10 protein-coding genes and 3 tRNA genes are annotated in these 11,396 nt (G+C 64.6%); 2 read left to right on the plus strand and 11 right to left on the minus strand.

Annotation, left to right across the window (positions count from 1 at the left end):
• Window position 1 precedes the first annotated feature (1 nt).
• Both HXS66_RS14765 and dapA read right to left on the minus strand, forming a co-directional pair.
• The gene (locus HXS66_RS14765; protein ID WP_077380166.1) at window positions 2-940 is read right to left on the minus strand and encodes a hypothetical protein; all 939 of its coding nucleotides are present in this window, start codon (window positions 938-940) and stop codon (window positions 2-4) included.
• A complete protein-coding gene (gene dapA / locus HXS66_RS14770) occupies window positions 940-1,824 on the minus strand; it encodes a 4-hydroxy-tetrahydrodipicolinate synthase (RefSeq protein WP_176503946.1) in 885 nt (294 codons plus the stop codon). Before dapA ends, HXS66_RS14765 begins: the two co-directional genes overlap by 1 nt.
• Before the next feature lie 447 nt (window positions 1,825-2,271).
• Here dapA and HXS66_RS14775 point away from each other — a divergent pair, with 447 nt between their 5' ends.
• The gene (locus HXS66_RS14775) at window positions 2,272-2,748 is read left to right on the plus strand and encodes a peroxiredoxin (protein WP_077380170.1); all 477 of its coding nucleotides are present in this window, start codon (window positions 2,272-2,274) and stop codon (window positions 2,746-2,748) included.
• Window positions 2,749-2,914: 166 nt separating this feature from the next.
• Here HXS66_RS14775 and HXS66_RS14780 read toward each other — a convergent pair whose 3' ends face one another.
• Both HXS66_RS14780 and HXS66_RS14785 read right to left on the minus strand, forming a co-directional pair.
• On the minus strand, window positions 2,915-4,009 hold the full coding sequence (locus tag HXS66_RS14780; protein WP_084207883.1) for an AI-2E family transporter: 1,095 nt from the start codon (window positions 4,007-4,009) through the stop codon (window positions 2,915-2,917).
• Window positions 4,006-4,311 (minus strand): sulfurtransferase TusA family protein, encoded by a 306-nt coding sequence (locus tag HXS66_RS14785; RefSeq protein ID WP_077380174.1) that lies wholly within the window; start codon window positions 4,309-4,311, stop codon window positions 4,006-4,008. The genes HXS66_RS14780 and HXS66_RS14785 overlap by 4 nt, the downstream gene beginning before the upstream one ends.
• A gap of 206 nt (window positions 4,312-4,517) precedes the next feature.
• Here HXS66_RS14785 and HXS66_RS14790 point away from each other — a divergent pair, with 206 nt between their 5' ends.
• A complete protein-coding gene (locus tag HXS66_RS14790) occupies window positions 4,518-6,020 on the plus strand; it encodes a M48 family metalloprotease (RefSeq protein WP_136939651.1) in 1,503 nt (500 codons plus the stop codon).
• Between the two features lie 111 nt (window positions 6,021-6,131).
• Here HXS66_RS14790 and nadA read toward each other — a convergent pair whose 3' ends face one another.
• From nadA to HXS66_RS14825, 7 genes are all read right to left on the minus strand, one after another.
• The gene (gene nadA, locus HXS66_RS14795) at window positions 6,132-7,211 is read right to left on the minus strand and encodes a quinolinate synthase NadA (RefSeq protein ID WP_255303293.1); all 1,080 of its coding nucleotides are present in this window, start codon (window positions 7,209-7,211) and stop codon (window positions 6,132-6,134) included.
• Between the two features lie 338 nt (window positions 7,212-7,549).
• Window positions 7,550-7,624 (minus strand) — tRNA-Lys (locus HXS66_RS14800).
• 16 nt (window positions 7,625-7,640) lie between these two features.
• Window positions 7,641-7,715: transfer RNA gene (locus tag HXS66_RS14805), tRNA-Lys, on the minus strand.
• A gap of 36 nt (window positions 7,716-7,751) precedes the next feature.
• A tRNA-Lys gene (locus tag HXS66_RS14810) sits at window positions 7,752-7,826 on the minus strand.
• Between the two features lie 258 nt (window positions 7,827-8,084).
• Complete coding sequence (rluB, locus tag HXS66_RS14815) at window positions 8,085-8,945, minus strand: 23S rRNA pseudouridine(2605) synthase RluB (protein WP_240499734.1); 861 nt, start codon at window positions 8,943-8,945, stop codon at window positions 8,085-8,087.
• A 290-nt stretch (window positions 8,946-9,235) separates the two neighbouring features.
• Window positions 9,236-10,339 carry an SMC-Scp complex subunit ScpB gene (gene scpB, locus HXS66_RS17610; protein WP_176503947.1) on the minus strand — a complete coding sequence of 368 codons (1,104 nt, stop codon included), beginning with the start codon at window positions 10,337-10,339 and terminating at the stop codon, window positions 9,236-9,238.
• Window positions 10,336-11,388: a ScpA family protein gene (locus HXS66_RS14825; protein WP_176503948.1), complete on the minus strand. Its 1,053-nt coding sequence runs from the start codon at window positions 11,386-11,388 to the stop codon at window positions 10,336-10,338. The genes scpB and HXS66_RS14825 overlap by 4 nt, the downstream gene beginning before the upstream one ends.
• Window positions 11,389-11,396: the final 8 nt, after the last annotated feature.

An 11,396-nucleotide genomic window follows, 5' to 3' on the forward strand; every position in this document is an offset into this window, starting at 1 on the left:
CTCAGCGCAGCGTCGACGCCACGGCGTCGAGTAGCTCGCGGGCCAGTGCAGGCGTGGTCTCTTCACCGTCGGCGCGCTTGGCTGTGACCAGCGTATGATCCTGCTCGCCACGCAGCGTGAGCACCATCGGCAGCGGCTCGCCATCCCCGCCGATCCCCAGCCAGCCACCGTCGCGATCTTCCCGCGGGATGTAGTTGACCATGAATTCGCCACGTGAGCGGTTCTGATCCACCAGCTTCTGGTAGTCGGTGTTGAAGTTCTTCTGCAGCTGGTAGAGCAGCTCGGCCCAGCTGCGCTCGGTATCCAGTGCAAGGTCGATCTGCCAGGTACCGTCACGGCCTTCCAGACGGACCCGGTCGTCACGGCTGAGCGACTGCGCCGCCAGCGAGACACCGCTGTCTGCAGGCGAGGCGGCCAGATAGCCACGCAGCGCGTTCAGGCAGCTGCCGGAGACGTCACCGCCCTGCTGACAACGCACTTCAGAGGCGTCGGCACGCAGGCCCTGATTGACGCTGATCACGCCCTGGCTGGTGGTGATCTCGCCCTTGCCGGCATCGATGCTCTGCACGTCCAGCTGCTGGTCACGCGCGAAGGTCTGCAGGCGCGTCCAGACCGCCGCAGGCGCGGCATTCACCGCCAGCCAGCGGGCATCGCCACTCTGACGCAGGGCGACGAATTCACGCTGTCCCTTCTCGCTGGTCGCCAGCGGCTGCGGACGCGGCGCCTCGAAGTCATCGCTGGCCAGGAAATCGCTGCTGGCCTGTGGCACCGGCATCGAGTCCTGATACTCGGCGCGATTGCGTGTCTCGGGCAGCTCGAGCGGCGGCGCGATGCTGGCGTCCGCATACTCGCTGTTGCGGTCATAGTAATAACCATCACTGGAGCAGCCGGCGACCGCGAGAGCCGTCAGCAGGGCCAGTGGCACAAGACGCTGACTCATCAGTTGAGCACCTCGGCCAGTTGCAGCGCTTCATCGACCGTGGAGTGATACTGCTCGGACAGCCAGGTCAGCGGCAGACGCACGCCAGCTTCCGGTGCCAGCCCCATGCGATGCATGGCGTACTTGACCGGAATCGGGTTGGATTCGACACCCATCGCGGAGTGCAGCGGCATCAGGCGCGTGTTGATCTGATGAGCACGCTCGGCATCGCCGGCGACGGCGGCGGCGCACATCTCGTGCATCAGGCGCGGTGCGACGTTGGCCGTCACGGAGATGTCACCGTGGCCGCCCATCAGGATGAAGTCGCAGGCCGTGGGGTCATCACCGGAGTAGAGCGCGAAATCGGTGCCCTTGAGGCGGTCGATCAGCTCCTGACCACGCTCCAGATTGCCGGTGGCATCCTTGAGGCCGACGATGTTGTCGAGCTCGGCGAGGCGGAAGACCGTCTCGTTGTAGATATCGGAGCAGGTACGACCCGGCACGTTGTAGAGAATGACCGGAATGCCGGCCTGCTCGGCGACGGCCTTGAAGTGCTGATAGAGCCCTTCCTGGGTCGGCTTGTTGTAGTACGGCGCCACGGAGAGGCAGTAATCCGCACCGACTTCCTTGGCATAACGGGCAAGCTCGACGGCTTCGGAGGTGGCGTTGGCGCCAGTCCCGGCGATGACCGGAATCTTGCCGGCGACCGTCTCGACCACACAGCGGATCACATCGAAGTGCTCCGCGAAGGACATGGTGGTCGGCTCGCCGGTAGTGCCGGCGGCGACGATGGCATCGGTGCCATTTTCGAGGTGGAAGGCGACCAGCTGGCGCAGGGCGTCCCAGTCGATCTCGCCGGTGGCCTTCATCGGGGTCGCCAGTGCGACAATGCTACCTGTGATCATCCCTCGAATTCTCCTCTGGTGCCTGATGCGCCAGGCGTGTCCCTGTGCTGTTGAAACAGCAGATCCCGGGGACAGACATCTGACATAGATTGGTTGACGCAGGACTCTGATTGCGTGGGCACGCCGACACGCGAGTCGCGCCAAGGGTGATGATGTTACAAAGACCATCGAAGCCTGTACAGACGCCATCTGCACCGGTTGTGCAAAGCGATGGATTCCCTCGCCTGTCCACGGGACAGATGCACGCCGGACGGGCCCGATGACGCCGGTCGCCAAGGCGGTGAAACACAAGAGTTCTGCCCCGTCTTTGACAAGTTCGGGCGCCCTGCGTGTAATGCAGGACATACCGCAGAACCGGGCAAGCGCGATGCCCATGACTGCCGGTTTTTTTCCTCATTCCACACTGTCAGCCGCCACATGGCCGTCAGTCATCGCCAGGAGAGCACGATGAGCGTCAGCCTCGGTCAGCCAATTCCCGATTTTACCGCACAAGCCACCAGTGACACCGAAGTCACCCCGGCGAGCCTCAAGGGCAAGCAAGCCGTCATCTATTTCTACCCGAAGGACCACACGCCGGGCTGTACCACCGAAGGCGGTGACTTCCGCGACCACCTCAAGGAATTCGAAGCGGCCAACACCGTGATTCTCGGCGTCTCCCGCGACAGCCTGCGCACCCACGAGAACTTCCGGGCCAAGCAGGGCTACCCGTTCGAGCTGATCAGCGACCCGGACGAGACCCTGTGCAAGATCTTTGACGTCATTCACATGAAGAAATTCATGGGCAAGGAAAGTCTCGGCGTGGTGCGCTCCACCTTCCTGATCGACGCCGACGGCAACCTGGCGCGCGAATGGCGTGGCGTGAAGGTCAAGGGCCATGTCGAGGAAGTGCTGGACGCCGCCCGCGAGCTCGACGCCGGCAAGTGATGCTCGCCGGAAGGCTGCCAGCCCCGAGCGTCAAGGCCTGCCTGTGCGCAAGGGTCCTGCTGGAGGGCCATGGCGGTGAAACGCCGCCACTCGCCCATGAAAAAGCCCCGCCGATCGGCGGGGCTTTTTCATGCAGGCGACACGGGACGAGGCCCGGGACATGCGCTCATCCCTGCACTTCTTCTTCGGGCAGGCCTGCCTCGGCGCGGGAACGACGCGGCCAGGCGTAGAGCAGCGACTTCATCAGCGTGGCCAGCGGGATGGCGAAGAACACGCCCCAGAAGCCCCAGATCCCGCCGAAGAACAGCACGGCCAGAATGATCGCCACCGGGTGCAGATTGACCGCCTCCGAGAACAGCAACGGCACCAGCACGTTGCCATCCAGTGCCTGGATGATGCCGTAGGCGATCATCACGTACATGAAGGTATCGCCCAGCCCGAAATGGAAACCGGCCACGGCGGCCACCGGCAGGGTCGCCCCCGCCGCCCCGATGTAGGGAATCAGCACCGAGAAACCGACCACGATGGCCAGCAGCGCCGAGTACGGCAATCCGAAGATGACGAAGGTGACGTAGCTGACGCCACCGACGATGACGATCTCGATCACCTTGCCGCGCACGAAGTTGGCGATCTGGTCATCCATCTCGTTCCACACCCGACTCATCAGCAGGCGCTTGCGCGGCAGCAATGCCAGCGTGAACTCCACCAGCCGCTCGCGATCCTTGAGCATGAAGAACACCAGGATCGGCACCAGCACCAGATAGATCACCACGCCCATCAGGTTGCCGAGCGACGCCAGCGACAGGGACACCGCACGTTGCCCGAACTGGGTCAGCTCACGCCCGGCGGCGCCGACCCACTGCTGGACCTGCTCCGGCGTGATCAGGCCGGGGAAGCGCTGCTGCAACTCGCCCAGCCAGCGCTGACCCGAGGCGAACATGCCGGGAATCTCCTGGATCAGATTGGCCAGCTGATGCCAGACCAGCGGCAACAGGATCAGCGCACTGGCCAGCATGATGCCCATGAACACCAGCGTCATCAGACTGACGGCGGCCAGACGCGGCAAGCCGAACCGCTCCAGAAAGCTCACGCCGCTCTGCAGCAGGAAGGCGACGATCAAGGCCGTGAAGAATGGCGCCAGCATGCTCCCCAGCCAGATGACGGCCGCGAAGACCAGCACCAGCACCAGAAACAGCACCACCGCCTCCTCATCGGAGAAATAGCGCTCCAACCAGCCACGCAACAGGGTCTTCATGGTCATGAGGGGTCATCCTCCGTGAGCGCCTTGATCACGAAGCGATAATCACCCGCGGCCGTCTCTTCACGCGAGACCAGCGCGTGATCGCTCAGCGCCAGATAGGCAGGGATGTCGCCCCAGGCACCGGCGTCGCTGGCGAGGACCTCGAGTTGCTCGCCGGCACTCATGCCAGCCAGTGCCAGCTTGGTGCGCAGCAGCGGCAACGGACAGTGCAGGCCGCGCGCATCGAGCGTTGTCAGGTGGGTATCGGCCGTGGAATCAGCCGTCGGATTCGCAGTCTCAGCGCCAGGTCGTTCGAATGCCATCTGCCCTTCCGTTCTCGTTATGATGTTCTGCCACACGCATGAAGGGTGCAGCTTGAAAACGCCCCGATTTAAGGGCACCTTGCCTGACAAAGCAACTTTCCGCCCCGCCACCCCCTGAGAGTGAGGGGTCGCCAGGTCAGTCCGGCTCACTTCATGTGTCGTGCGGGCCGACTGTGCCTTGCACCTTATTGAAGAGGATTGCCTGCATGTCGTTGCTGTCCCCCTTGAGCGGTCGCGTTCGTCACGCACGCACCACACGCGTCACCCTGTCCAGCCTGCTGCTCAGCCTGACGCTGATGGGTGCCTCCCTGGCCAGCCCCTCCGCCGTGGCGCAGAACGACTATGGACTGCCGGATCTGGGCAGCGCCAGCGGCGGCATTTCCAGCAACGATGAATATCGTATCGGACGCGCCTGGCTGCGCCAGTTCCGCGCCCACGTGCGTGAATGGGATGACCCTATCACGCTGGACTGGATCAATGGCATCGTTCGCAAGCTGGCGCCCTGGAGTGAGCTGGACCGCAATGACTTCATCATCACCCTGGTGGCCAGCAGTCAGCTGAACGCCTTCGCCGTGCCCGGCGGCGTGGTCGGCGTCAATACGGGGCTGTTCGCCTTCGCGCCGGACCGCGACGCCTTCGCCTCGGTGCTCGCCCACGAGCTGGGCCACCTCTCCCAGCATCACTTTGCCCGCAACATGGAACGTCAGGCTGAAACTCGCCTGCCGACACTGGCCGGTTTTCTCGCCGGCATGGTGATCGCGGCCGGCGGTGGCGGCTCGGCCGGTCTCGCGACCATGGCCGGCACCCAGGCGGCGGCGATCTCGGATCAGCTGGCCTACTCACGCCGCTTCGAACAGGAGGCCGACCGTGTCGGCATCGAGGCGCTGGCGCGTGCCGGCTTCGACCCCGAGGCCATGCCCCGCATGTTTCGCGCCATGCAGCGCATGGCCAGCCTGCAGGGCAGCAACGCGCCGGAATTCCTGCTGACGCACCCGGTCACCGAAGCACGTATCGGTGACACCCAGGCGCGTGCCGATGCCCTGGAGACCGCGACCCCTGATCCGCTGGGCACGCTGGCCTACGAGATGATACGCGCCCGTGCCCTGCTGGCGCTCAACCTGAGCCAGCCCTCCCAGGGGCTGGTGACCTTGCGTGAGGATTCAGCCGATCCGGATGCCATCGCCTACTACCAGGCACTGGCGGCCGCCGAGAATCACGAGATCGACAGCGCCCTCGCGGCGCTGGACCGCCTGCACGACAAGCATCCCGACCTCACCCTGATCAGCGCCAGTGCCATCGAGGTCGCCCGGGATGCACGTCGCTATGACGAGGCCACGCAACGCGCCAGACGCCTGCTGCGCCTGCAGCCGGATTACCTGCCGACACGCCTGGCACTTGCCGAGGTCAGGCTGCAGCAGGACCCCGCCAGCGCACGCCAACAGCTGGAAGACATGCGCCGCGAACATCCCGATGATCCCAAGGTCTGGAATCTGGCGGCCGAGGCCAGTGGCCGCAGCGGGCATCAGGCCGAAGCCTTCCTGTACCGGGCGGAATTCGAGCAGCTCGAGGGACGCATGGACAGTGCCTTCGCCCAGCTGAAACTGGCCGATGAGGCGGCGCGCAAGGCAGACGACTTCGCGCTGGCCAATCGCATCAATGCGCGGCGTGAGGACTTCAAGGACTACCGCAACGCCATCGAAGCGTTCTGATCTCCCCCGCCCCTTCCCGCCGACAATGAAAAACCGCCGCCCCGACTCCTCGGGTGCGGCGGTTTGCGTCGCCTGCCTGCAGCGCCTCTCGTCGATCAGGCGTCGGCGTGATCAGCCACGATTGAACTCCAGCATGCGGGTCAGCGGCTTGAGCGCGCGCTCACGCAGGCTGTCGTCGACGAAGATTTCCTCGCCGTTGGCCTCGGCGGGATCACGGCGCAGCACCGCGGCCAGATTCTCGAGACCATTCATCGCCATCCACGGGCAGTGCGCACAGCTCTTGCAGGTCGCGCCACTGCCGGCGGTCGGCGCCTCGAACAGCTGCTTGCCCGGTGCTGCCTGCTGCATCTTGAAGAAGATGCCGCGGTCGGTGGCGACGATCATCTGCTCGTGAGGCAGCTCGACGGCGGCCTTGATCAGCTGGGACGTGGACCCCACCACGTCGGCAAGCTCCACCACCGACTGCGGCGATTCCGGGTGCACCAGCACCGCGGCGTCAGGGTGGACCTTGAGCAGGTCGGTGATGCCCTGGGCGCGGAACTCGTCATGCACGATGCAGGCACCATCCCACAGCAGCATGTCAGCGCCGGTCTGCTTCTGCACATAGGCGCCCAGATGCTTGTCCGGGGCCCAGATCAGCTTCTCGCCCTTCGCGTGGAGGTGCTCGATCACGTCAACGGCGATGGAGGAGGTCACCACCCAGTCGGCACGCGCCTTCACCGCCGCCGAAGTGTTGGCGTAGACGACCACGGTGCGATCGGGATGGGCATCACAGAAGGCGGCGAATTCGTCTTCCGGGCAGCCCAGATCCAGCGAGCAGGTCGCCTCCAGCGTCGGCATCAGCACGCGCTTCTCCGGGGAGAGGATCTTGGAGGTCTCGCCCATGAAGCGAACGCCGGCGACGATCAACGTCGAGGCGTCATGACGGGCGCCGAAGCGCGCCATCTCGAGGGAATCCGCGACACAGCCGCCGGTGTCCTCGGCAAGCTGCTGGATGGCGTCATCGCAATAGTAATGGGCGACCAGCACGGCATCACGCTTGATGAGCAGCTGCTTGATCTCGGCGATCAGCGCAGCATCCCCTGCCGCGGGACGGGTCGGGCAGTACGCACGGGCGAGGTGCTCTCGCACCTGCTCGCGGACGCTATCGTGGGCCTCACGACCCGGCATGGCATTTGTCAGGCTGTTCATGTGTCTCTCACCTAGCCCACAGGGGCTCCCCCTGTGCTGAGTGGGTCAGGGCCCGGCCATGAGCACGAACGGCGCGTGGCGGCCCTCCCTTGCGCTGCAGCTGGGCTCCCCAGACTGCAACTGGTGCCTTGGGCGTCTATCGCCCTTGGCGGTGTCCTGTCGAGCGTCATCCTCTGAAGGACATGAGCCGTGGCTCGCGCACAAGGATACGCCTGCCACGCTCCCCGCTCCAGTCGACCTCACGCCAGGTACCCGGGCGTGCGTCGAGGCAACGCCGCGGAATCTTTCTGACGCATAACAAAAATTGCCCCGCGCCAATGAAGGCACGGGGCAAGATCTGGTGGGTCGTGAGGGATTCGAACCTTCGACCAATTGGTTAAAAGCCAACTGCTCTACCACTGAGCTAACGACCCAAAACTGGGTGGCGGATGGTGGGTCGTGAGGGATTCGAACCTTCGACCAATTGGTTAAAAGCCAACTGCTCTACCACTGAGCTAACGACCCGCCGCCGGGTGCTTTGCAAGAGACCATTTCGAGAAATGGTGGGTCGTGAGGGATTCGAACCTTCGACCAATTGGTTAAAAGCCAACTGCTCTACCACTGAGCTAACGACCCTTGCGAAGCGGGGCGTAAGATACCGCCATTCCTGAGACGACGCAAGTCTTTTGCAAAAAAACTTCAAGCAAATGACCAGCTTGACCGCTCATGGCGCCCCGAGATCCCCACGCCATCCACCGTCCAGATGCACGCAAGCCCGCGACAGGCGCGGGCTTGCGAGACTTGCCGACGGCATGTCGAGGCTGACATGCACGTCAGGCCCACGGAAAGCCAGCCGGAGATGGCGAGCGCAAGGCACGCGATCTCCGCAGAGCCTCAGCGCGGCTTGCGTGTGCGCTGCGGCGGCTTCTTCATGGCGCGCACTGGACGACGCTTCTGCTTGTCGCGGCTCCAGCGGTTCTGCTCGTCCGGCGTCAGGGCCGGCGCCTTGCGGTGCTCGAGACCTGCCAGCGTGGACAGTTCATCGATCTCGCTCTGCTCCATCTCCACCCACTCACCGGCGCGAGCGCGCTTGTCGAGGAAGATGTTGCCGTAGCGCACGCGCTTCAGGCGGCTGACGGTCAGCCCCTGGGAGTCCCACAGACGACGAACCTCACGGTTGCGGCCTTCCATGATCACCACGTGGAACCAGCTGTTGATGCCTTCGCCGCCGAATTCCTGCACGTCGGTGAAGCGCGCCGGGCCATCTTCCAGCATGACGCCATTGACCATGTTGACGACGTGCTCGCGCTTGACCTCACCCATGACACGCACGGCGTATTCACGCTCGATCTGGGTCGACGGGTGCATCAGACGGTTGGCCAGCTCACCATCGGTGGTGAACAGCAACAGACCGCTGGTGTTGATGTCCAGACGACCGATGGCGATCCAGCGCTCACCTTTCAGGCGCGGCAGACGCTCGAAGACGGTACGACGGCCTTCCGGGTCCTTGCGCGTGCACAGCTCGCCTTCCGGCTTGTTGTACATGATGACGCGGCGCGCACTTTCCTCGGCGCCCTTGAGGTTCTGCGGGCGATCATCGAGGCTGACCTGGTCGTTGGGGCCGACGCGGTCTCCCAGCTGGGCGACCTTGCCGTTGACCTTGACGCGGCCGGCGCTGATCGCGACTTCCATCTCACGGCGTGAGCCGAGACCGGAGCGCGCCAGCACCTTCTGCAGCTTCTCGTCGTCGGCCAGCTTGTCGCCCTTGGCCTGCGGCGGCAGCGGACGCAATTCCGGGGCTTCGGCGGCGGCCGGCTTCTTGCCGACATTGGCCTTGCTGCCACGGGTGGACTTGCCCATGTCGCGACGCGGCTGTGCGCCGTCCTTGCTGGCAGCGTGCTTGCCAGCCGCCTTGCTGTCCGTCGCCTTGCCGCCCGCGAAGGCCTTGCCAGTGGTCGACTTGCCGTCGTTCTGGCGTGACGCCTTGCGCTTATCAGTGTCTGTCTTGCTCATGACATGAACCATTTCATCAATAGGAATTTCGCTTACGCAGGGTCGTCATCATCGACGGTCCCGGCAGCGGAGGAGTCATTGGGTGGCGTATCGCCAGCCCCGTCCTCATCTTCTGCACCGCGCAAACGTTGGCTGAGGCGCGCTTCGATCGTGGCGAAGTCGAACCCCGAGCCGGTGGACGCCATCCCGGCGTGATCATGTTCCGCCTGTGAGGCGGAGGGTCCTGCGGTATTCGGTGAATCATCCGCGACATCGAGCGCGCGCGCCTTCAGCGCCTCCTCCAGCTGCTCGGCGGTGATCTCCGGCGGCTGCCAGTCGGCGGGCACCTGAGCCCCCCTCGTCTCTGACGATGTCTCGTCTGAAGACGTCTCGTCCGAGAAAGTCTCGCTCGAGGAAGTCTTGTCCGAGGAAGTCTCGGCTGACGGCGCATCAACGGCTGTCGCATCAACGGCTGCCGCATCGGGGCCAGACGGGGCGGAATCCGGCGCATCATCGGCCGATGCCTCCCCGTCGCCCTCGCCATCCGGGTCTTCCGGCAGCGGCAAGGTCTGTGAGGGCGGCACATCATACAGCTCCGCTTCCAGCTGTTCGAGTCCTTCGAAGCCTTTCAGTTCATGCACCGGCGGCAGCTCTTCCAATGTCTTGAGCCCGAAGTCGTCAAGAAACTGGCGCGTGGTGGCGAAGACCGCCGGCCGCCCCGGCACGTCACGGTGCCCGACCACCCGCACCCAGCCGCGCTCGACCAGGGTACGCATGATGGAAGAGCTGACCGTCACGCCACGCACCTGCTCGATATCACCACGGGTCACCGGTTGACGATAGGCCACCAGCGCCAGCGTCTCCAGCAGAGCGCGAGAATAGCGCTGCGGGCGTTCTTCCCACAGCCGTGACACCCAGGGAGAGAACTGCTGGCGAACACGCAGCCGCCAGCCACTGGCGGTCTCGATTAGCTCCAACGCACTGGCGTCGGCCGGATGGCGCTCTCCCAGCCGGCCCAGTGCCTCACGCAGCGCAGGCTTGGTGGGGCTTGAATATTCATCGAACAATCCCGCCAGACGCTCCAGCGTCAGCGGTTCACCGGCAGCCAGCAGTGCCGCTTCGATGATCTGGTCGAGGGGGGCATCGCGCGAACTCATGACGGCGCGTTCTCCTGCTCGTCGGATGGGGGGAAGGAAGGTGACGTCTGCGCATCCTCGAACGCCGCGTCATCGTACGCTGCGTCATCGTACGCTGCGTCATCGAACGCCCCCTGGTCGGCCGCCACCTCGTCTTCGTCGGCGAATTCCAGTGCCAGCCAGTCCTCGTCGTTCTCGCTGTCAGGCTCCGGCGTACGAGCACGCACGTGAATGGGCGACAGCGGCGCATTCTGCACGACCTCGATCAGCGCCTCCTTGGCCAGCTCCAGAATCGCCATGAAGCTGACCACCACGCCGGCACGCCCCTCTTCGAGCGTGAACAGTCTCTCGAAGGGCGTGAAGTGCTCGTGGCTCAGCAGATTCATGATCGCCAGCATGCGCTCACGGGTCGACATCACCTCACGCGAGATGGTGTGCGCCTGGACGAGATCCGCCTGACGCAGGAGACCGGACAGCGCGCCGAGCAGCTCCGAGAGGTCCACTTCAGGGTGGACGACACGCGTCTCCAGCTCCGGCAGCTCCGCCGTGGCGACGAACCAGTCACGCCCCTGGCGTGGCATCTCGTCCAGCCCCTCGGCGGCCAGCTTGGTCTGCTCGTACTCCTGCAGACGCCGGATCAGCTCGGCGCGCGGGTCCTCTTCCTCGTCATCATCACTCTCCTTCGGCTGGCGCGGCAGCAGGCTGCGCGACTTGATCTCCGCCAGCATGGCGGCCATCAGCAGATATTCCCCGGCAAGGTCGATCTGCATGGCGTGCATCAGCTCGACGTACTCGATGTACTGATGCGTGATGGCCGCGACGTTGATGGCGAGGATGTCGAGGTTCTGACGACGGATGAGATACAGCAGCAGATCCAGCGGCCCCTCGAAGGTCTCGAGAAAGACCCGCAGTGCCTCAGGCGGGATGTAGAGATCCTGCGGCATCTCGGTGAGCGGCGTGTCGTTGACGCGCGCCAGCACGGCCGATCCCGCTGCAGGTGCGGTGATCAGCGGTGCGGGCTGATGCCCATCGGTCAGGGAAAAGCTGGCGCCATCGAGCAGGTCGCTCATGAAGTCTC

This window comes from Cobetia sp. 5-11-6-3 (assembly GCF_013374055.1).
Classification (GTDB): Bacteria; Pseudomonadota; Gammaproteobacteria; order Pseudomonadales; family Halomonadaceae; genus Cobetia; species Cobetia marina.